Source organism: Paenibacillus tundrae, assembly GCF_036884255.1.
GTDB lineage: Bacteria > Bacillota > Bacilli > Paenibacillales > Paenibacillaceae > Paenibacillus.
This window is the reverse complement of the sequence record NZ_CP145605.1, coordinates 2,420,511-2,442,948: the sequence shown is the minus strand read 5'-3', so window position 1 is coordinate 2,442,948 and position 22,438 is coordinate 2,420,511. Positions and strand designations below refer to the sequence as shown.

The following is a 22,438-nucleotide window of genomic DNA, read 5'->3' as shown; positions in this document are numbered from 1 at the left end:
TGTTTCTGCTATAAACGGATAAGTTCAACCTATGTAGCATTCCCATGTATAAGGAAATGTAGCGTAAATTGGGGCGATTCGTATCACCTCATTCTTCACCAAACGTCGACAAAATAGTTACAACTTAACATAACGTACGTTATGAAAATAGATTATTCAAATAGAGTCAGCTTTTCTTTTGCAGATGTACGTTCTTTAGCTGAAGGAATAACATCCGGGTACCCCATATAGATCATGCCAATAATCTTTTCGTCTGCTTCAATGCCGAGTGGTTTACGAAATTTGGGAGCATATAAAAATGGTTTCGTTACCCAGAATGTGCCAATCTCTTCACTCCAGGCTGCAAGTAAAAAGTTCTGTACGAGCGCGCTAACCGCAGCAAAATCCTCATCCCAAATATTTTGGCGCGGATCCTCTTCCAGTACAACCAACATCACCGCAGGAACCTGCTTAATATTAGCTGAGAATTTATTGTCCTCTCCCATCTCAGCATCAATTGCCTGAGCTAGCTTTTTGCGGCCATCCCCAGTAAATAAAAGGAACCGCCAAGGTTCGCGCAGTTTATGATTAGGAGCCCATACGGCTGCTTCTAATAATTCAATAATTTTATCTGTTGGCACCGCGTCTTTTTTGAATTTTTTGACCGTTCGGCGATTTTTAATCGCCTCAATGACCGCGTTTCCTGTCTGAATTGATTTGCTCATAACATAACCTCCTAGGCTTTCTTGTTTAAATTATGGTGTAACAGCTTGTAAGCCAAGCATATGATTTGATATAAAACAACCTGTTAAGTTGCTTCTTTATTATACATCGTTCTGTTCTCCAGATTCAAAAAAGCTGACCGCTATGGATCTCCTCATCTTCTATCTCCTATTCTCATAAAAAAAGATGCTCTCAATCCTGCCCCCTCGAGAGGAATGCAGAGATTAAAAGCATCGATCTACTCACACCTATTTAACTGTCAACGTTCCTACGGTTTCTAGTAAGAGCCACTTAGTACGAGCCGGCACCTTCAAAGATACCATTTACAAAGTCCATTTTATTCATTTTCTCCGCATTCCCTGCCACATCCGTGCTGTAGTATTCCACCAACTTTACGTCATTTGCATAAAATTTAACAGGACCATTATAGGTCATCCATTCTCCGCTATTGTAACGATATTGCGTTATCTTTACGCCTGATCCGTTAGCTTCATCCGTGGCTTGCAATCTAAACGTAAAGCCAACAATATATAGCTTTCCATTAATCGTTTCTGTTAATGGTACCAGACGATACTTGGTAACTGGAGGCTGAATATCTTGGTTCACGCGTAATACAAAATCGACGGTATTATGATCTCCCGGAGTTAAATTTGCTAATTTACTATGTTTGGGATAACCAGCTGCTTCCGCAACGATTGTAATTGATCCTGTTGGAATCCGTTTAAGTAAGTAATGTCCCTGAGCATCGGTTGTGGCTCGTTCTGTGTACCCACTAACTTTGACGCCTGCTACCGGATTCCCACTAGCATCAACAATCTGTCCTCTGACATGAGCAGCATCTTCCAGTACTACATCGATACGTAACGTTTGACCAGCATCAATGCCTAGACGGTCTTGTAGATACGGAAGATGATCCGGACTATCGATCCAGATGGCGATGTTCGCGTTATAATCGTAATCGATGCCCGTAACCGTATATCTTCCATTTGCATCCGTCTGTATTACACGATCTGTTATACTTGTCACTTTAATTGCTGCACCAGGAATCGGCTGACCCGCTGGATCTGTTACCGTACCCACAATGGTAGAAGGCTCATATAGACTTACATTGATGTTCACTTCATCCCCAGGACTTAACGTATAATTTTGATATTGTCTATAGGATGCATAAGTAATGAAGCCATCTGCTTCAACGTACAATGTCAGATCTGTATAATCTTCAACGACTGCTTCAAAACGATAGTTTCCGTTTTCATCAGCGACCAGACTATGTTTGGTCGTATCGCCCCGATAATAAAGCTCATAATCCACTTTGGCATAAGGGACGCTGTAGCCTTCTCGATCCGTTATTTTCCCATAAATAATGGCTGGTGGTTGGGCATCGTTTTCTTGTGCGGTGGAGGAGACCCCTTCTTGCTCCAATGCGTAAGACGTTCCAGCGTACACAACACTAAGTAAGATCATAAAGAAGCCCAGCATGAATGATCGAGAGATCCATTTAGAACACTTACTCATAAACATGGGTTTCACCTCATTAGTCTATTTATAGGTCTTGTCATACAACAGCCAGTCAGTGTTAGCTTGTAAGTAATTCAAGTTTCCAAAACTCTCCGTCCCATACATAATGCCAGATTCCACCACCACCACTCAGGGTATGTTGCACCTCCAACACATCCATTTTGGGCGTTTGCCAACAACGCTTAACTTTGGTATCCATTCTATTCGCTTCTTTTTCCATCTTCCTCTCCTCCTATCTTCAATCTTCTTTTCTGTCATTTCCCACGATATATGATACAATTTGTATCATTCAATTACAATATGGAATTACTGCAAATAACCAAAACTCTAACAATACCTCAATCAGGATAGATGTTGGAATTAGACCGAGGCAGATAGAAGTATTACGGATCTAAAATTCGACCCCTTTAATTGGCAACAATAGAAAGATGGGGTATAGTCTATCAACAAAAAAAAGACTTCACTACCACGACGATGTTCGTGGCAATAAAGTCCGTTTTTAACCTCATTTATTTAGTTGTATCTTAGAACTCCGAAAGGAATAGATTTTGCCGAATTTACGTATCGGATCAGAAGTTTTTCGCAAGCATCTTACTGAGTGCTTCAAGAGAACGTGACACAGCAGGAGCGAAAAGCAGGTGAGCAATGCCTTTAAGTGAGATTAAAGCGGCTCTAAAACGCATTTACAATATGCTCTAGGGAAATTGCTTCTCCAGTCGCATCTTGCATCACTGCAATAACATCGAAGCGGATTTGCCGATTGAGCTCTCCAGACCTTTGCATATACACTGCGGCCGTTGAACGAACCTGCTGCACCTTACGGAAATCAACCGATTCCTGTGGTGTACCGTATCTCCCTACGCCGCTTCTACTTCGGACTTCAACAAAAATGACGAGTTCTTCAAACGTAGCAACAATATCGATCTCCCCACTACGACAACGCCAGTTCTGGGCTACGATCTCGTAATCATGCTCTTGTAGCCACCGACAAGCTGCTTGCTCGCCTAATTTTCCTTTTTGCTGACGTGTAAGCTTAGGAGTGGATGGATGTTCTGGTATATGATCTACCAATCGTTTTGTTCCTCCCGTCCAGAAGCCATTCGATCAGCTTTATAAATGTAGGTTAATACCTCTGCTACTAACTGATATAATTCCGCCGGTATCTGTTCATCTAGGTCCAGCTTAGAGAGCACCTCTACCAGAGCCGCATCTTCTTGAACAGGCACACCATTTTCCTTGGCTTTATCCAGAATGGCTTCTGCCACTTTGCCACGACCTTTGGCCACGACAACAGGCGCTTCTGTTTCCCCTGGTACATATTTTAAGGCAACAGCCTTTTTGGAAAGCAGATCCGGCTGCGGCTCATCTTTCATATTTTAAAGTCCACCCCTTTGTACCGTTCAGGGCTATAATCCGACGCATTAATTTTACGTTCTGCACCAGGTTCCTGGCCTACCGGCCAAGGTTCTGTCTTAAAGGTAAGCAGTTGGTAGCCTAGCTTATCAAGAGCCGTATGAATGACTTCACGCCCACTTTCGAGTAGCGATCCCATACCTTCCTGATCATTAAGCACACGCAGACTGACTATATTGTTGACGACATGCACATCCACCAAAGTTGGCCCCAGACTCTTCATATCTAAGTCAAACCACAAACGACAGTTGGATGCATCCAGTTCGCCGCGCTGGCCTCTGCGAGATTGAATCTGAACTGAAGCAGTCTCCTCCCCATCAGGGCCGGTAATTGGAATGAACCAATGCATCTGGGCAAAGGTGGAGCTTCGATCGGTTGTCAGCAATAATTGCTGACCCGTTAAATATTGCACAGCCTGCCCGGCGGCATCTTTGAGTGCCGCCGGAACATTGTCGCTGCTGGCTAACTGCAGCAGCAAGCCCTTCAGCGTGTCCGTGGTTCCCGGACTCGCCACGTCGCCCACGCGCGCTTGCGCAGCTGCGCCGTGCACTGCCTGCTGCTCGTGCTCTGCACCGAGCAGCTTCAACACACGCCCCACCCACGGGTCTCCCCCGTGGGTGCCGGGCGTTGCCGCAGCACCTGCAGGAGCTGCGGCAGTTCCACCAGCCGGCGGCGCATCAGCGCCGGCTGCAACCTGCTGCGGCACGCCTCCGGCAGCCGCAGCGGCTTGGCCGCCCTGCGATGCAGGGGCGGCCTGGGCTGCCGCACCCGGCTGTGCCGGTGCGGCAGTGGATGCGCTGCGCAGCGCATCCAGCAGCGCCAGCAGCTTAGGCGCAAGCTCCGCTGCGCTTGCTGCTGCTGGCGCCGCCTGCGCGGCTGCGGGCGTTGCACTCGCAGCCGCAGGCGTGCCCTCAGCGCTGCCGGCAGTTCGCCCGGCAGCGCCTGCTTCTGGCTGTCCCGCGATTGCGCGGGCAGCCTGAAGATCTGCCGCCCCGATTGCACCTGGGCGGCTCTGACCCACAGAGCCCGCTTCAGCACCACGCGGGCTCTCCCCAGGTATTCCGGTTCCCGCCGGAATACCTGCTCCTTGCTTGCCAGGCGTCTCCACTTGGCTGGTTCCCGCTTTCACGCCAGCAGCCTCCGTAGCGTTACCGGTGCCTGCTGCTGGCGGTTGCCCGGTCGCCTTTGATGGGGCTCCCACCTCTTCTGCTGCGCCATCGGTCATAACAGGGGTTCCCCCAATTGCAACGGGTGCCTGTCCTGCTCCATTCGTTGCTGCCAAAGGACGCCCTGCACCAGCAGGCAATGCGGCATCTTCTGCTTGCAGGCTTCCCGTCACGGGCATTGCCACTCCCTGGTTAATCGCTGTCTTCGCCGCACCAGCTTGTTCTCCCGTGGTTGCAGCCGACTTGCCTGGCTGTTGCGTGAGAAAGGATTCCAACTGATCTGCAAGCCCGTTTAACAATTGATGCAAGGGTGGACCAAACACTGCCTGATGTAACCCTTTAACAGTCTCCGCCGTAATGGGAAGCCCCCGCTGGAAAGCAATTCCCGTTGATTGCACCCATTCCTCCACCGGAACCTGTGCGGGCTTAGCTGTCATCATATTTTGAATCATAGCGACATTATCCTTGGTCAGAGGTAATCCACTGCGCTGCATAGCCAGTAACAATTCACGATTCCCTTTCGTATCAGACAAACCTACTTCTTGAAGCAGGTTGTTCAACGATGCTTGAGGCAGTTCCGACAACGTATTAGCCAGCGGTTTCATCACAGTGACGCCATTCTCTCCCTGTGGCTGTACCTGAAGCAACGTGGTTTCCCCTGGGCGCAGAGGCGTCTCAAGCTTAGCCCTCACCTGTACTCCCTGTATTTGCAGAACGGCATCTCCGCCATCATCTGACACACTAAGAACAGATCCACGTACCACCTGACCTTCTTTTAATTCAAGAGGTTTGGCTTCGCCTGGTTTATTGTCTCCGAGTAGCCCTCGAATCATTGAGCTGATATTCACGACTTTCCCTCCTCTCGTCTGAACAACATCAGTTCAACTAAAGTTAGTTGAACTGATGTTGATTAAAATAACGTTTGTTGCTCCCCTAACAAATTCCCTAGGAAACTACGGCGATGCATAGGTGTTGCTCCCAAAGCCATGATCTGTTCCCGATGAAATTTTGTAGCGTAGCCTTTATGTATCGACAGACCATAATCCGGATATAACGTCTCCCATTCTTCCTTGCACAGTCGATCCCGGGTCACCTTCGCGATAATGGATGCTGCAGCAATGGACTGACTATTGGCATCTCCTTTAATGATTGACATCTGAGGTATAGTCACATCGACCTTTTCCGCATCTACGAAGAGATAGTCAGGTCGAACCTCAAGCCCTTCCACTGCCCGCTTCATTGCCAGACGAGTCGCTTGTTTAATATTAAGATGGTCAATCTCTTTTGCATCCGCAAAACCAACACCGACAGATATCGCTTTTTCCATAATGAGTTCAAACAACATATCGCGTTTTTTCTCCGACAGCTTTTTGGAATCATTCACACCTTCTAGAATCAGATCCCGAGGTAAAATGACCGCTGCCGCCACCACATCTCCAAACAAGCATCCCCGACCGACTTCATCAATGCCAGCAATATGTTCGAATCCACTCTCCCAATACTCTCGTTCATATCGCAGCAAATCTAGTGGTTCAGCAGCCACTTTTTCTTTTTTCTTCTTTGGTTTATCCAGGACTTCTAACTGAATAAGTTCAACTTCTTTATCGTTATGAGTCATCTTGCCTTCATCTCCTCTACCCATGCTTGCAATAACGTATTTATCAGATTCATACAGATTTAAATTGGATTTTCAATTGAAATATTACAGTTACTGAACTATACATGTTCACCAACGACATTTAATTTAGTAGACAACTTGTTACATATTAATGGTATAGAAATAACAAATAGATTTAATATTTTTATCGGCATTTGTTTATTTAAATTGAAGATATTTTGCATCCGTCCTTGTGCGTTTACTTCACCATTCATCATACCATGATTCGTTTTGTCCTCATATACATATGACGCAATCTGAGCAATGCAAGTTCTCACTCAAAATCTTCCAAATAACGCCCTTTTGTAAATGCTTGTGGACGAAGTTATCTCATAGGTCTAGCTTTTTAAAATAAGTCATGCCTCTATTTCCTATTAATTTGCCTCTCCCTATTATCACGTAAATGGTTTAGTGAATTAGATCTCCCGCCTATTGTATACAAAAAAGCGACCGCTCCCGGTAATCCGGTAACGGCCGCTTCTTTCGGCACTTGTTCCATAGAAGAAGACTGAGTATACAGTTCATCTTCCTATCATATATTGATTAATATGGAGCTTCCATTGAGAAGCGTCCCATCTTGCCAGCACGCAGTTCACGCAAAAAGGCTCTTGATGCCTTTTCAAGGTCAACACGCCCTCCGCTTACAATACAACCACGAATGCGTCCAACCTTTTCCATAATTGCAATGACACTGTCTGAATCATCTGCATCCTTGGAAAAATCCTCAAGTCCGTAACGTTCTTCAAGAGCATCCCAATAATAACGCATTAAATAACTAATCGCAAAATAGGCAATATCCTCGGCATTCAAAATTTCTTCTTTGATGGCACCGGTTACCGCAAGGCGATAACCTACGTTCTGATCTTCGAACTTCGGCCACAGAATACCAGGGGTATCCAGCAGTTCCATCTCTTTGCCTACCTTGATCCACTGTTGTCCCTTCGTCACACCCGGGCGATCCCCTGTCAGTGCAATACTTCGGCCTGCCAGTCGATTGATCAGCGTCGATTTACCAACGTTTGGAATACCTACAATCAATCCACGAACCGCACGAGGGTTAACCCCTTTAGCTAGCTGGCGATCAATTTTTTCTTTTAGAAGAAGCTTCGCCTGTACAGGAATGTCTTTTACATTCGTGCCTGTTGAAGCATCTACAGGAAAAGCAGTTATTCCCTCTTTTTTGAAATAGTCAATCCATTCTTGCGTCACTTTAGCATCTGCCAAATCGGACTTATTCAACAGAATCATACGGGGTTTCCCCTGCAATATTTCGTCAATCATCGGATTACGGCTGGAGACAGGCAGACGGGCATCCAACAGTTCGATGACCACGTCAATGAGCTTCAACTTATCCTGAATCTGGCGTCTGGCTCGGGTCATATGACCTGGAAACCATTGTATCGTCACCTTGTCCTCACCTCTTTATCATTCTAATCTAAGGCAGTCCTTCTTACGATAAGCTCTGCCTTAATATTCTCGTTATCATTCACATTACATAGTCTGCCATAAGTCCAGCATCACTATTAATGGTTAATCCATTTAATCTTACCGATCGGCCAGAATATTACATCGGCACGACCGATGATATCCTCTAGAGATACATAACCAATCATACGGCTATCTGTACTGTTAGGACGATTGTCTCCCATTACAAACACATGTCCTGGTGGCACTTTACCATCCGGGAATTGATCATTCGGGAAATCCTTCACGTTATACGTTCCGCCATTTGCTTCTGCGGCATCAATCGCACCTTGAATATAAGTCTCATTGACTTTTTGACCATTGACTGTTACCGTATCATCATTTACCTCTACCGTGTCACCTTCTACTGCAATAACTCGTTTAATGAAATCTCGACCTTCGGACGGTACGTGGAAGACAATAACTTCGCCACGCTTCGGCTCGCGAATATCGTATAATATTTCATTAACAATAACACGTTCACCTGTTTCAAAATTCGGCTGCATAGACGGTCCGTCTACGACAAATGGTTTGAATAACAACCACCGAATCAAAATAACAAGCACTAATGCGATAACAATGGCTTTAAGCCACTCGACAATTTCATTTTTAGCTTTTTTGGATCGACTGTCTTTTTCATCGACAGCATTGCCTTGGTTTGGTTGAACTTCATGTTCCATCACTGATCTTCCTCTCTTCACGGTACATGTTTATAGCAGCTTGCAAATCCAGATTTTTGCATCATTCCATTCTCATCCAGATCGAAACAGATACAAAATAATCTCATCAGTTATGTAATCTATACGCCAGCATTTTGCATAATTCGATTCCACTTGCTCTCGGAAACGGTAATTCAGACGGGCAGATACTCCCGTGTAAGCCAATGTGAAGACGAATGAATCTTTTTCACAACTCACTAAAAATGTAATCTTTGGTAATTATAAGTCGCTCATTGGATTTATGCAAAATGCTCACACAAGAACTCCGTACATTCAAACCACAATTAAATGACATCAATAACTGATTAATTCAAACCTCCCGGACTAACTCTTACGTGTGCCGCCATACCATTTTACTCGGAAGTGTACCTCCGGTTCAACTTTTCCCAGACAAAAACGAAAAGGGCTTGTCTCCAAGCCCTCCCCGGTATCCGTTATATTAACGAATTTCTTTAATTCTCGCTGCTTTACCGCGTAGTTCACGAAGATAATAAAGCTTCGCACGACGCACTTTACCACGGCGAGCCACTTCGATTCTATCGATTTTTGGGGAATGAAGCGGGAAAGCTCTTTCCACACCTACACCGTAAGAAATTTTACGAACTGTAAAAGTCTCACTGATTCCACCACCACGGCGTTTAATCACAACACCTTCGAACAATTGGATACGCTCACGAGTTCCCTCGATTACCTTAACGTGCACTTTCAAAGTGTCACCAGGACGAAAACTCGGAATATCTTTGCGAAGTTGTTCTTGTGTAATCGCTTGAACGATATTCATCTATGACTCCCTCCTTCCGTACAGGCGTTCATACTTCTTCCAGAGATCACCTTGTCTCCTTCATTATCCATAGAGGACCGCCGTATTCCACACAACAGACTTATTGTATCATGTAGCATATCAAAAAACAAGACAAATGTATCAGGTTATTTGTACTCTGACTATGAACCAATAACTATTCCCAAATATATAACCAAGTATCCATTGATTACTTTACTTTTATAATCCTTATTGAAAAAGACTTTCCTCGTTATACGTATCTCATTCCGATATCTTGATTATTGCTGAATGACAATCTCACTTGCTCTAATGATATGATCATTTGGAAATTCATACGTGACATCAATCTTTTGCTCAGACTTTAATTGAGAAATTGTCACACCTTCCAGCTCAAGTCCTTTCGCCAAATACACCCTCGTCTGCTCATCAAATGCTACCTCCGTCGGCCCTTCCTCTGTCAAGCTTTCCAGTAACAGGATGTATTGCACCTTATAATGATCAACCTTTACTGGCCCGTCCTTCTTATCCACTAATTTAATAATCCCCGCTGAGTGATACTGGTTCACTTCCTTTGGCGTAGATAATTGAAAACAAACAATTCCAGTGACAGCCGATAATAATAAGCACACAACCGTAATTATACCTTTTTGGCGACTTTTCATGATTCTCATGATCTCCCTTATTACAGCTCAGCTATATCAATAGACATATTCTCAAGATTAGAATGCTTAATAATCAGATTCACCGAACAAAGTCAACCCTGCAACCGGCTAAGATACTGTAACTTCCGCACGGCCATGTTCGTCTATGATATATAGGGCTAGTTATGTCATGAATTATACTGATATTTTTTATAAGGAGAACCACGATCATATGAAATGGAAAAAATGTTTGCTTGTTACTCTAGCTGTACTTACCTGTCTGACCACGGTATATGTCTATGCCGTTAATCACCCCTCCAACGCCTTAGCACACAAAGCCTGCACATCATGGGATATGGTGAAACGCGAAGCGTTCTCATTATCCCACTCCGAATATAACAGCACACCTACTCTTGATGCCACTACATTTCACGTTGCGCCAGGTACTGCCACAGAAGTTCCTGTATTGATGTATCATTACATAGAACCTCATATGGACGCTCTGAAGAAACAAAACAAATCTATGATTAGTCTGCAAGACTTTGAAAAAAACATGAAATACTTACATGACGAAGGTTATCATACGATCACACTTGAAGAGCTGGAAGACTACGTTAATGGACGAATTTCATTACCTTCCAAATCGATCGTAATCACCTTTGATGATGGTTACCAGAACAACTATACACTTGCCTATCCTGTTCTCAAGAAGTATGATTTCCACGCTTCCATTTTTGTGATTGGAAACAAGATTCAGGATCAGCCTTCTGTATTTGACTCAAGCAAAGATACGTTCTTATCCAAACCAGAGATGACAGCCGGTTCAGATGTATTTGAATATAACAGTCACACCTACAATCTGCATCATAAAGGTTTCATGCGATGTGGTCAGCTCGTTCCCGCTGGTCTCGATACTAGGCTCCTCAGCGATGATATTCAGCAGATGAAGCAGACAGGCATTGATACACCTTATATCGCTTATCCTTTTGGATACACCAGTACACAGATGATCTACTATTTGCAGCAAAATGGCTACCGCATGGCCTTTACCATTGTCCAAGGAATGGTGAAGCCTGGTGCCGACTTAATGAGGCTTCCACGTCTTACCGTGACTACTGGCACGGATCTGCCTGCATTGCTGCAATCCGGTTCAAGTCAAGATGCTGAATCGGTTACTGAGGCGAACTAAAAGTCAACACATTGAAGCATGTGTACAAATAAAGGCCTAGCTATACCGCCATTACGGCTGTAACTAGGCCTTTTGCCTGGATATCTATCCATACACAAAGTAGAAGTCCATGGTGTTTAACCATCATATGCATATACTGCATATATGAACTTATCCGCTCACTATTTCACTACATCTGTAATGTAATGTATCTTAAAGTCGGTATAAAGAGCCTTTTCCTACTCTGATTTCTCTTTTTTCAAACGAAGCTCTTCTAACCAAATTCGTTCTTTATCCGTCAACTCCGCACTTTCCAGCATATCAGGTCTGCGCTCCAAAGTACGTAGCAGAGACTGCTCCCTGCGCCATGCATCGATATTCAGATGATGACCTGATAACAGCACGTCTGGCACCTTCATGCCTCTAAACTCTGGTGGACGTGTATAATGCGGATACTCCAGCAGTCCCGTGCTGAACGAGTCAGTCACTGCGCTCGTTTCGTTGCCGAGTACACCTGGAATCAAACGTACCACACTATCAATAGCAACCATGGCTGGTAACTCTCCGCCTGTCAACACATAGTCGCCAATGGACAACTCGTCTGTAACTAGAAATTCGCGAATACGCTCATCATAACCTTCATAATGTCCACATATAAAAATAAGATGATCCTCTTGCACAAGCTCTTCCGCCTTCTGCTGTGTGAACGTCTCCCCTTGTGGACACATCAAAATAATACGCGGCGCCTTCATCGTAGGCACAGTAGCCTCTTCACGCTGATCAAGGATATCCTCCACGGCAGCAAAGATCGGATCAGGCTTCAACACCATACCGCCTCCGCCCCCATATGGCGTATCATCTACTGTGTTATGCTTATTGGTAGCATAATTACGGAAGTTAACCGCATTTAGAGAAACAAGTCCTTTAGTCTGAGCTTTACCGAGAATACTCGTCCCGAATACACCGTCGAACATTTCCGGGAACAAAGTTAGTACATCTACCTTCATGCTACAGCAGCCCTTCCATAAGGTGAATCTTAACCAGTTTCTCCTTCACATCCACATGGAGCACGACATCATCAATTACCGGAATTAGAACTTCTTTGCCTGCTGGTGTTTTGACTACCCATACGTCATTGGCACCCGGCGTTAGGATTTCGGAGATCGTTCCGAGCGTATCTCCCTCTTCCGTAATGACAGTACATCCTACAATCTGATGGAAGTAATACTCGTTCTCGTCGAGTTCGGCCAAATCTTCTTTGGATACTTTAGCCATCCCGCCTTTGAACTTTTCCACTTCATTAATGTTTCCGTACTCTTTCAAACGAACGATATACATATTTTTATGCAGACGTGCAGATTCTACATGCACCAAGTTCGGATGATTATCCGCTGTAAAGAAATATAGTTCTGCATTATTAGCAAACCGTACTTCCGGGAAATCCGTCAACGGCATAATTTTCAACTCTCCACGAATGCCATGAGTGTTTACAATTTTACCTACGTTCATAAATTCTGCCATACAATCCTCCTACGAAATTCAATCAAATTAAATAGGTACTTCGACTCTCGAATGGCCGTTCCAGCGACGGTTCGTTCTTCCGATCACTGTTATCCCCTCATTTTTTGAACTATTATAAAAAGGTGAAAATGTGGTGATAAAGGTGAACGCTAACGCTTCTCCAGAATCGATTCCGTCTCCTACACTGCTCCCGATGTCACTCATACCAAAAAATATTTTAATTTAATATCCGATATACATTAATTGCGTGTTCAAAAAGGACGGTTTTCAGTACCGAGAAGATGGGATAAAGCTAGAAATGGAGTAGCGGAGCGTAGGCAAACCTACGTGAGCAACGGACATTTCGGCTGAATCCCATATTCGATGCTGAGATGCCCTCAGGCATCCTTCGTAATCAAAAGCGGACTTTTTGAACAACCTCTTTAAGTTCAGCATGCACGAAAAGGGGCTAGGACATGCATCCTAACCCCCTTTCGTATATCTTTAAGATATGATATCTACGGTAACCCGTTTATCCATCTTAACTGCTGCTGATGTGACGACTGTACGGAGAGACTTTGCGATACGTCCCTGTTTACCAATGACCTTCCCAACATCGTCAGGATGCACGGTTAACTCATACACGACAAGCCGGTCTTTCTCAACCGTCCGAACCGTCACATCTTCCGGATGATCGACCAAAGCCTTAGCAATTACACTTACTAATTCTTCCATAGATGACCCTCCGAATCAGCACCTTATTTAGATAGTTTAGACTCGTGGAACTTCTTCATCACGCCCGCTTTGCTCAGCAAGTTGCGGACAGTGTCAGATGCTTGCGCACCATTTTGAAGCCATTGCAATGCTTTATCTTCATCGATCTTAACAACAGCCGGTTGTTCAACCGGGTTGTAGTAACCGATCTCCTCGATAAAACGACCGTCACGTGGGGAACGGGAATCCGATACCACTACGCGGTAGAAAGGAGCTTTGTGAGCACCCATACGTTTCAGACGAATACGAACTGCCATTTGAAAATTCACCTCCTTCAATGAAATCTGATTATTACTTCAACTCAGGTAGATCAACGGAAAGGAAACTTCATTCCTTTGCCTAATCCTTTGAGTTGCTTCATCGCTTTATTTTTGCCGCCTTTAGGTCCCATCATATCCGAGAACTGTTTCATCATGCGGCGCATTTCATCAAACTGCTTGATCAGTCGGTTAACTTCAGCCAGAGATGTTCCGCTACCCGTAGCAATCCGTTTCCGGCGACTGTGATTAATCATGTCCGGGTTACGTTTCTCTTCTGTTGTCATCGAGTACACAATCGCCTCAATTCGACCCATCTGCTTGTCATCAACCTTCAGATCTTTAGCTTGTTTCATCTTGCCCATGCCAGGAATCATATCCATGATCTGATCAATTGGTCCAAGCTTTTTCACTTGATCCATCTGCTCAAGGAAATCCTCAAACGTAAATTCAGCATTACGCATCTTACGTTCCATTTCCTTGGCCTTCTCTGTGTCGATGTTCGACTGTGCTTTCTCAATTAGAGAGAGCATATCGCCCATGCCGAGAATCCGTGAAGCCATCCGTTCCGGATGGAAAGGCTCAAGTGCATCCAGCTTCTCACCAAGAGAAGCAAACTTGATTGGGCAACCCGTAACGGCTTTGACAGAAAGCGCCGCACCACCACGAGTATCTCCATCCAGTTTTGTCAGTACAACACCGGTTAGATCAAGCTGCTTGTTAAAGTGTTCTGCCACATTAACAGCATCTTGTCCTGTCATACTATCTACAACAAGCAGAACCTCATCCGGGTTAACTACACTATGGATCTGACGAAGTTCTTCCATCAGTTCTTCATCTACGTGCAAACGACCTGCGGTATCAATGATAACATAATCATTGCCGTTATCCTTTGCATGCTGCAATCCCTGACGTGCAATCTCTACAGGGCTTGTCTGATCTCCCAGTGTGAATACAGGCGCTTTGATCTGTTCACCAAGCACTTGCAACTGCTTAATCGCTGCAGGACGATAAATATCTCCCGCTACAAGCAATGGTCTGCTATTTTGCTTTTGCAGCATTTTAGCGAGTTTACCGGATGTTGTCGTTTTACCAGCACCCTGTAAACCAACCATCATCAGAACTGTTGGAGGCTTATTCGCTTTAGCCAGCTTCGACTGACTTCCACCCATCAAGTCCGTGAGTTCCTTGTTTACGATGTCGATAATCACCATTCCTGGTGTGAAGCTATCCATCACTTCTTTACCGACAGCCTTTTCTTTCACCTTGGCGATGAATTCCTTGACCACTTTGAAGTTTACATCCGCTTCAAGCAATGCCAGACGCACCTCGCGCATCGCTTCGGCAACATCTTCATCAGACACCTTGCCTTTGCCGCGCAGTTTACTGAACACATTCTGCAATCGGGTCGTTAATCCTTCAAATGCCATGATCCCACCTCCTTAAGCTGTAATACTGTTTGTAAGATCGTTACGTTTCGTTCAGTGCTCAAAATGGTTCTATTCTCTAAGCTGCTGAACAATATCGTTTATTGGTTTGTTGTTATCAATGGAGACACCGATGTCTTCCAATGCATTTTGCAAATCTTCAAGATTACGATTGCGACGCTCATGCTTTTCTAACAAGCCAAGCTTGCTTTCGTAATTTTCAAGCACTTGTTCGGCACGCTTGATATGCTCGTATACCGCCTGGCGGCTGATCTCGAACTCGGATGCAATTTCACCGAGCGAGAAATCATCATGAAAGTAATACTTTAAAAAGGTCTGTTGCTTCTCTGTCAGTAAACGTTCATAAAAAGCAAACAGCAAGTTAATTCGGTTTGTCTTCTCAAGCCGATTTTCTTGACTCATATCGGGGCACTCCCTTCGTCAAGGAAAAACACTTTACACTCTTGCAACGTTCCTAATAATACCGAAAAGAAATCAGGATGTCAAGCAAAAATACTTGTCACAATAAAATTGCTATATTCAAGGCATAAAACTACTCAAAAATAAGGTGAAATAATCAATATCCAAGCCACTTATATCCTTCTTTTACATCACTACTCTCCAAACAAAAAACGAACCCCTCCTATTTATAGAATGAGTGTTCAATAAGGGCGGCTTTTTGAACACTATCTAAAAAGAGCTGATTCGTTCATTGTTACTATCGTAGAGGTGTAAGATATAAAAGTACGGCGAAGAAGTGAAGAATGCTGCCTGCCAGTACAAACAAATGCCAGATGGCATGATGATACGGGAATCCACGCCACACATAGAACAGCGTTCCAAGCGTGTACATCAGTCCACCCGTTACCAATAACACGATTCCTCCTGAAGGAATTGCAGCTACAAGCGGTTGCCAAGCAATGACGATGAGCCAGCCCATAGCAATATAGAAGATCGTGGACATAAACAGAAACTTTTTCGTAAAGAACGCCTTGAAGATTACGCCGAATAATGCGATACCCCAAATGACTCCAAATAACGTCCACCCAAGTGTCCCACGGACAGCAACGAATAAGAAGGGCGTATACGTTCCTGCGATAAACAAATAAATAGAGGAGTGGTCAAAAAACTCAAATAAATCTTTGGCTTTACCCTCTTTAAGTGCGTGTACCAACGTTGAGTTGGTGTAGAGCATAAGCATCGTGATTCCATAGATCGTGAAACTAACCACATGCCATGCCGTACCTTTCATGCTGGAGAATACAATTAATAGTACCAATGCAGCCACACTAAGCGCAGCACCGATCCCATGAGTTACTGCGTTAGCGACTTCTTCACGGCGGGAATAGGTATAGGTATTGGCCATATCAACCGTCCTTTCTAACCCTTTTTTAAGTTCACATTTATTCCATTATACACCTATTGCCGTAGATAAACATGTAGAGCATACGCTTATCAACGGCAATAGGGTCATGTATACGTTACGTTTGTGTTCCAAAAATGTTGTTTCTGTCTAACCAATCCGTTGATAGAGATTTACTCTTCAGTGGAGCCTTCTTCTACCTGTTCCTGAATCAGCCCAGCAAACAATGCATGTACAAACTGTTCAGAGTCGAATGGCTGCAGATCCTCCATTTTCTCACCCAAACCTACCATTTTCACGGGCAAGTCCAACTCTTGGCGAATCGCAACCACGATCCCTCCCTTAGCTGTACCATCAAGCTTCGTTAGTACGAGTCCTGTCACGCCACTTTTCTCTCCAAACAGTTTCGCTTGATTCAGGGCGTTTTGTCCTGTCGTTGCATCAAGCACCATCAACACCTCATGTGGAGCATCCGGAATTTCACGCTGAATAACACGATAAATTTTGTTCAACTCTTCCATCAGGTTGGATTTATTTTGCAGTCGACCAGCTGTGTCGCAGAGCAAAATATCCGCGTTACGTTGTTTAGCCGCTTGCACAGCATCAAACATAACTGCCGCCGGATCAGAACCCGCTTGCTGCTTAATGACTTCCACTCCAGCACGTTGTCCCCAAACCTCTAACTGTTCGATTGCACCAGCACGGAATGTATCCCCTGCTGCCATAATGACTTTTTTGCCCTGCTGTTTGTAACGATGCGCCAGTTTACCAATGGTCGTTGTTTTTCCAACACCGTTAACGCCAACAAATAAAATAACCGTAATCCCATTCGGATTTAGCTTTAATTCATTATTTTGTTCCCCACGTAACAAATCGGTTAGTTTCTCAGAAAGTACCGGTTGTAGCTCAGCTGCGTCCTCAATCTTACGCTTTTTGACCTCAACGCGTAATTCATCAATGAGATTCATGACGGTGTTAACGCCAACGTCGGCTCCAATTAGAATTTCTTCCAATTCTTCGTAGAATTCTTCGTCGATTTTTTTGCGTCTAACCATAAGGTCGGATACTTTCTCAACAAACTCTTTGCGTGTCTTTTCGAGTCCTTCCTTAAACTGTTTCGTAACCGACTCCGTTTTGCTAGCAATGCTATCTCTCAGCTTCTTAAAAAAACTCATAAAGCCCCTCCATCGTGTGCATAGTCATACTTCATTTATAATAGACCACCTGTAATGTTGCCTATACTTCATAGAGCTCTTTTTAGGGAGTGTCTGAAAACTCCGAAGGAAGCAGATTTTGCCGAATTTTCGTTCCAAGCCAGGAAGTTTTCCGCAGGCGTGCCGGGGCACGTCAAGGGAAAGTGACGCAGCAGGGGGCGAAAAGGGGAAAAGATGCACTTCAGCGAGTTTTCAGACACGACCTAGTTTAACCGTCTATGCGATCTCCGCTTCCTCGTCCTCCAGCTTAACGGAAACGAGCTTGGACACGCCGCCCTCTTCCATCGTAACGCCATAGAGAACGTCAGCCTCCTCCATCGTGCCCTTGCGGTGTGTCACCACGATAAATTGGGTCTGTTCGGAGAATTCACGTAGATATTGAGCAAAACGAACAACATTCGCTTCATCCAGTGCAGCTTCTACCTCATCAAGAACACAGAACGGCACGGGTTTAACATGCAGGATGGCAAACAGCAATGCCATGGCTGTGAGCGCTCGCTCTCCCCCGGACAATAGTTGCAAATTTTGCAGCTTTTTGCCTGGTGGCTGAGCTACGATATCTATTCCCGTATCCAACATTCGCTCAGGATCCATTAGGACGAGATCCGCGCGTCCACCACCAAACAATTTGGAGAATACGGTGCCGAATTCACGGCGAATCGCATCAAACGTTGATTTGAAACGCTTAGCCATCTCGTCTTCCATCTCACGGATAACTTGATACAAGGTTGTTTTGGCCTCGACCAGGTCATTCTTCTGTTCACTGAGAAACTCGTATCGTTCATTGACACGCTGGAATTCTTCAATGGCTCCCAGATTGACCTCACCAAGTGCAGATATACTTCGTTTGAGCTTCTGTACCTCAGCCTGTGTGCTTTCTACATCCTCTGGTACAGGGTAACGCTCTTTAGCCAGTTCATATCCGAGCTCATACTCATCGGTCAATTTACGCAAAATATTTTCTAGCTCAACATCAAGCCTGTTCACGGAAATCTCGGTCTGACGCATCTGCTCTTCCACTGCTTTGAGCTGTGTACGCTGTTCCTTTGTTTCACTTTCCGCAAGCTCTAGCTTCTTCGACAACTGACTTCGAGCAGCTCGCTTGAAATCTAGCTCCTGAGAAGCTTCCGTTTTCTTCAGCTTGTACTCATTCAGATTCTCAATCTGCGTAACACTCTCAAGCTGTGTTTTCTTCAAATCCGCTTCCATCGAAGCGAGCAAAGTACGATTCTGACGAAGTTCCTTCACGAGGGACTCGACCTCACGTTCCAGACGACGTAGCTGCTCTTCATTGGAATAACGCTCTTGATCCAGCTTACCTTCCCGCACTTTCAGCTCCGTCAATTGGCTCTGCAATTCCTCTTTGGCAGATTCATTGGCCTTACGCGCGAATTCAGCAGCGTGGATAGCACGATGCGTCGCCTTCTCTTCCTCTTCAAGCTGCGCAAGCTTCTGGACAGCGACCGCACGAGCATTGTCCATCTCTTGAATCTCTTCTTTGAATCCACTCTTCTCTTGACCGGCTACAGCAACCTGCTCCAGTACATGACGAAGCTCATGCTCAACCTGCTTCATTTCCATTGATGCCTGTTGTTCCGCATTACGTGTATCATCACCAGACTGTCGCAGCTCATCCAGCTTGTCCTGGCACTGCTCCAACTGTGCTTTGACATCTTCTACACTGCGGTGCAATTTGACGATCTGGTTTTCGGTATCCACAATGTCTTGATCCAACTGATCCAGTTGCCGTTTACGGCTGAGCAAACTGCCGTTTTTCTTGTGCTGGCTTCCCCCTGTCATGGAACCGCCTGCGTTAACCACGTCACCTTCAAGGGTAACTACTCGGAAGCGATATTGACACCGTGCAGCAATCTTATTCGCAACCTCCAGCGTTTCCGCAATGATGACATTACCAAGTAGGCTACCGATAATCGAGGCATACGTTGAATCATACTGAACCAGATCGGCACCAATACCCACAAATCCATCCATACCTTCAATCATCGAGCGCTCATTAGCACCAATGGTACGAGGACGAATGACATCAAGGGGTAGGAATGTAGCTCTACCTAGTTGACGTTGCTTCAGGAAAGAAATCGCCTGCCTGGAGACCGATTCATTCTCCATGACGATATGTTGCACAGACGCACCCATCGCCGTCTCTACCGCAAGTTCAATCTTTTCAGGCACTTTGATCAGCTCAGCCACCGCGCCATGAACCCCGCTCAGTGTACCTTTACGGGACGCCTTCAGCACTTCTTTAACGCCGAGCATAAATCCATCAAAATCATCCTGCATTTCTTTCATCGTATCACGTCTGGAAACTTGAGCTTCACGCTTTTGCTCCCATTTCCGAACGGTTCCCCGACTCTCTTCCAGCAGCTTCTGCAAGGATTGAAGTCGTTCACTCTCGGTAATGTATCCACCGCGAAGTTCACTAATTTCCTTGCCCAGACGTGCAACCTTTTTCTCGATTTCCGCTTTACGCTGCTCTAACGTTTCCTTTTGCCCTTCCCATTTGCCAGATTCTTCGGATGCACGACTCATGCGTCGTTCCAGCGTTTCCTTTTGCTGATCCACATAACGAATTTCGTTTCGTGTCTGCGCCATCTGATTCATTAATTCGAGCAAATTACCTTTGAGACTCTCCTCTTGCTGTTGACTGATACCTCCAGTCACCCCAATGAGCTTCGCCTCTTCCTCGGACAGGCTGTTTCTCACATCCGTAAGTTCTTTCTCCAGCTTAGCGAACTTCTCACGAAGAGAGAGCAACTCAGCCTCACGCTCGCGGTGCTTTTCTTCACTGGCTGCAACTGTCACGGTCAATTGCTCATGGTTTGTTTGCAGATTGCGTGCTCGTTCTTTTAATAATTCTCCGTGTCCTTCACTCTTCTCGGTTGCTTCACTGAATTGTAGGAGCTCCGATTGCAGTCGCTCCGTCTCAGCTTCGAGCGTACGTAACGCATTACGATCGCTCTCTAGCTTTGCATCATGTGTTGAGACAATTGCAGCGAGACCAACCTCTTCCTGTTTTAACGATTGTAAACGTTCATTAGCCTTGCTCCAGGAAGCATGGATTTGTTCAATCTGATACACATACATCGAAATTTCTTGAGATTTCAACTGACTCCGTAATTCCTTATAGTGAATTGCCTTCTCCGACTGTTCTCTGAGCGGGCCAATCTGATCTTCTAGTTCAGTAACGAGGTCATGAATCCGCAGCAAATTTTGCTCTGTTTCATCCAGCTTGCGTGTAGCATCCCGTTTACGAGATTTATATTTGACGATACCAGATGCCTCTTCGAAGATCCCCCTGCGATCCTCTGACCGGGTACTTAGAATCTCTTCAATTCGTCCCTGTCCAATAATCGAGTAGGCTTCTTTACCGATCCCTGTATCCATGAACAATTCTGTAATATCTTTCAAACGACATGATTGCTTATTAATAAAATATTCACTATCTCCGCTACGATGTACACGACGTGTCACGGTCACCTCACCAAAATCTAAGGCAAGCGCATGATCCTCGTTATCGAGGGTTAATGAAACTTCACCATAATTGACGGCTTTTCGCGCATCACTACCAGCAAAAATAATATCTTCCATTTTGCCACCACGTAGTGATTTAGCACTTTGCTCCCCCAATACCCAGCGAATTCCGTCAGATATATTACTTTTCCCACTACCGTTCGGGCCCACAACCGCAGTTATGCCACGAACGAATTCCATCTCTGTTTTGTCGGCGAATGACTTGAATCCACCCAGTTCAATACGTTTAAGAAACATAGGGCTTCCCGTCACCTCCTCTTGCAAATTTCAGTTGTTGCAGCGCATATCCTTGAATTAGGGGAAACTGCACCCTAACCTCTCTTTACAAAAAAAAGAGCAAAAAGCAGTCCGGCTAATCATTCCGCCGGGGCGGACCCGCGGGGCTGCTCTTTGCTCTTCGTTTGTCTATGCGCTATCGGTAAAGCCTCAGGCTTCCGGAAGCTTCAATCGTTCCAGCGCTGCTGATGCAGCCTGCTGTTCAGCTTCTTTTTTGGAACGTCCTGTACCTCTGCCAAGCCGTTCTTGACCCATATGGACCTCGGAGACAAACTCCCTTTCATGGGCAGGACCCCGTTCTTCAACAATTCGATATTCCAAAGATCCCATATTGTGATGCTGTGTGAGTTCCTGCAACTCCGTTTTGTAATCGCTCATTTGCAACTTGCCGCCCAGAACAATTAACGGAAATACATGCTGATCCAGAAACGTCCTAACCGGTTCCAGTCCCTGATCCAGATATAATGCACCGATGAAGGATTCAAACACATCAGCTAGCAGCGCTGGCCGCGTCCGTCCTCCAGTCAGTTCCTCACCTTTTCCAAGAAGTACATACTGTCCAAAACCCAATGCTTCAGCAAATTTGACAAGGGAAGGTTCACAGACAATAGATGCCCGCAGCTTCGTTAGTTCACCTTCCGGACGGTTAGGATACAAATGATACAAGTATTCCGAAACAGTCAACTCCAATACCGCATCGCCTAGAAACTCCAAGCGTTCGTTATCCTGATGCTGACTGAACCGGTGTTCGTTTACATACGAAGCATGGGTAAACGCTTGTTTTAAAAGCTGCCTGTTGTCAAATTTGATTTGAAGTTTGTGCTGTAATTGCTTCAGATCTTCACTCAA

Annotated in this window: 22 protein-coding genes; 1 reads left to right on the top strand and 21 read right to left on the bottom strand. The window is 45.2% G+C overall.

The features are described 5' to 3' along the window. Positions 1-152 precede the first annotated feature (152 nt). From V6W81_RS10985 to V6W81_RS10935, 11 genes are all read right to left on the bottom strand, one after another. Positions 153-704: a nitroreductase family protein gene (locus V6W81_RS10985; protein ID WP_338543160.1), complete on the bottom strand. Its 552-nt coding sequence runs from the start codon at positions 702-704 to the stop codon at positions 153-155. Positions 705-993: 289 nt separating this feature from the next. Beyond that, positions 994-2,223, bottom strand: a complete 1,230-nt coding sequence (locus V6W81_RS10980) for a carboxypeptidase-like regulatory domain-containing protein (protein ID WP_338543158.1) — start codon at positions 2,221-2,223, stop codon at positions 994-996. A 55-nt stretch (positions 2,224-2,278) separates the two neighbouring features. After that, the gene (locus V6W81_RS10975; RefSeq protein ID WP_338543156.1) at positions 2,279-2,440 is read right to left on the bottom strand and encodes a hypothetical protein; all 162 of its coding nucleotides are present in this window, start codon (positions 2,438-2,440) and stop codon (positions 2,279-2,281) included. A 452-nt stretch (positions 2,441-2,892) separates the two neighbouring features. Beyond that, on the bottom strand, positions 2,893-3,291 hold the full coding sequence (locus V6W81_RS10970) for a YraN family protein (protein WP_260985315.1): 399 nt from the start codon (positions 3,289-3,291) through the stop codon (positions 2,893-2,895). Continuing rightward, positions 3,285-3,593 carry an EscU/YscU/HrcU family type III secretion system export apparatus switch protein gene (locus V6W81_RS10965; protein WP_056700545.1) on the bottom strand — a complete coding sequence of 103 codons (309 nt, stop codon included), beginning with the start codon at positions 3,591-3,593 and terminating at the stop codon, positions 3,285-3,287. Before V6W81_RS10965 ends, V6W81_RS10970 begins: the two co-directional genes overlap by 7 nt. Next, positions 3,590-5,647: a DNA ligase gene (locus V6W81_RS10960; protein ID WP_338543153.1), complete on the bottom strand. Its 2,058-nt coding sequence runs from the start codon at positions 5,645-5,647 to the stop codon at positions 3,590-3,592. The genes V6W81_RS10965 and V6W81_RS10960 overlap by 4 nt, the downstream gene beginning before the upstream one ends. Before the next feature lie 62 nt (positions 5,648-5,709). After that, the gene (locus tag V6W81_RS10955; RefSeq protein ID WP_145046273.1) at positions 5,710-6,417 is read right to left on the bottom strand and encodes a ribonuclease HII; all 708 of its coding nucleotides are present in this window, start codon (positions 6,415-6,417) and stop codon (positions 5,710-5,712) included. Between the two features lie 582 nt (positions 6,418-6,999). After that, complete coding sequence (gene ylqF, locus V6W81_RS10950; RefSeq protein ID WP_145046271.1) at positions 7,000-7,863, bottom strand: ribosome biogenesis GTPase YlqF; 864 nt, start codon at positions 7,861-7,863, stop codon at positions 7,000-7,002. Between the two features lie 116 nt (positions 7,864-7,979). Beyond that, positions 7,980-8,600: a signal peptidase I gene (gene lepB / locus V6W81_RS10945; protein ID WP_145046268.1), complete on the bottom strand. Its 621-nt coding sequence runs from the start codon at positions 8,598-8,600 to the stop codon at positions 7,980-7,982. 478 nt (positions 8,601-9,078) lie between these two features. Beyond that, positions 9,079-9,420, bottom strand: a complete 342-nt coding sequence (rplS, locus tag V6W81_RS10940; protein WP_024630190.1) for a 50S ribosomal protein L19 — start codon at positions 9,418-9,420, stop codon at positions 9,079-9,081. Between the two features lie 278 nt (positions 9,421-9,698). Continuing rightward, the gene (locus tag V6W81_RS10935; protein WP_338543152.1) at positions 9,699-10,082 is read right to left on the bottom strand and encodes a hypothetical protein; all 384 of its coding nucleotides are present in this window, start codon (positions 10,080-10,082) and stop codon (positions 9,699-9,701) included. A 211-nt stretch (positions 10,083-10,293) separates the two neighbouring features. On the opposite strand from V6W81_RS10935, the gene V6W81_RS10930 reads away from it, so the two are divergent. Next, positions 10,294-11,250: a polysaccharide deacetylase family protein gene (locus V6W81_RS10930; RefSeq protein WP_338543150.1), complete on the top strand. Its 957-nt coding sequence runs from the start codon at positions 10,294-10,296 to the stop codon at positions 11,248-11,250. Between the two features lie 218 nt (positions 11,251-11,468). On the opposite strand, the gene trmD is transcribed toward V6W81_RS10930, so the two are convergent. From trmD to rnc, 10 genes are all read right to left on the bottom strand, one after another. Next, positions 11,469-12,236, bottom strand: coding sequence for a tRNA (guanosine(37)-N1)-methyltransferase TrmD (gene trmD / locus V6W81_RS10925; protein WP_338543148.1), 768 nt, complete (start codon positions 12,234-12,236; stop codon positions 11,469-11,471). A gap of 1 nt (position 12,237) precedes the next feature. After that, complete coding sequence (gene rimM, locus V6W81_RS10920) at positions 12,238-12,750, bottom strand: ribosome maturation factor RimM (protein WP_145046262.1); 513 nt, start codon at positions 12,748-12,750, stop codon at positions 12,238-12,240. 483 nt (positions 12,751-13,233) lie between these two features. After that, positions 13,234-13,464 carry a KH domain-containing protein gene (locus tag V6W81_RS10915; RefSeq protein WP_056700529.1) on the bottom strand — a complete coding sequence of 77 codons (231 nt, stop codon included), beginning with the start codon at positions 13,462-13,464 and terminating at the stop codon, positions 13,234-13,236. A 23-nt stretch (positions 13,465-13,487) separates the two neighbouring features. After that, positions 13,488-13,760: a 30S ribosomal protein S16 gene (gene rpsP, locus V6W81_RS10910; RefSeq protein ID WP_056700527.1), complete on the bottom strand. Its 273-nt coding sequence runs from the start codon at positions 13,758-13,760 to the stop codon at positions 13,488-13,490. A gap of 53 nt (positions 13,761-13,813) precedes the next feature. Continuing rightward, positions 13,814-15,190, bottom strand: a complete 1,377-nt coding sequence (ffh, locus tag V6W81_RS10905; RefSeq protein WP_128101377.1) for a signal recognition particle protein — start codon at positions 15,188-15,190, stop codon at positions 13,814-13,816. Between the two features lie 69 nt (positions 15,191-15,259). Continuing rightward, positions 15,260-15,610: a putative DNA-binding protein gene (locus tag V6W81_RS10900; RefSeq protein ID WP_307214219.1), complete on the bottom strand. Its 351-nt coding sequence runs from the start codon at positions 15,608-15,610 to the stop codon at positions 15,260-15,262. Between the two features lie 295 nt (positions 15,611-15,905). Beyond that, entirely contained in the window at positions 15,906-16,553 is a 648-nt protein-coding gene (gene trhA / locus V6W81_RS10895; protein ID WP_145046258.1) for a PAQR family membrane homeostasis protein TrhA, read from the bottom strand. 170 nt (positions 16,554-16,723) lie between these two features. Then, on the bottom strand, positions 16,724-17,725 hold the full coding sequence (ftsY, locus tag V6W81_RS10890; protein ID WP_128101375.1) for a signal recognition particle-docking protein FtsY: 1,002 nt from the start codon (positions 17,723-17,725) through the stop codon (positions 16,724-16,726). 255 nt (positions 17,726-17,980) lie between these two features. Beyond that, the gene (smc, locus tag V6W81_RS10885; protein ID WP_338543140.1) at positions 17,981-21,550 is read right to left on the bottom strand and encodes a chromosome segregation protein SMC; all 3,570 of its coding nucleotides are present in this window, start codon (positions 21,548-21,550) and stop codon (positions 17,981-17,983) included. Positions 21,551-21,739: 189 nt separating this feature from the next. Further along, the gene (gene rnc, locus V6W81_RS10880; RefSeq protein ID WP_056700517.1) at positions 21,740-22,438 is read right to left on the bottom strand and encodes a ribonuclease III; all 699 of its coding nucleotides are present in this window, start codon (positions 22,436-22,438) and stop codon (positions 21,740-21,742) included.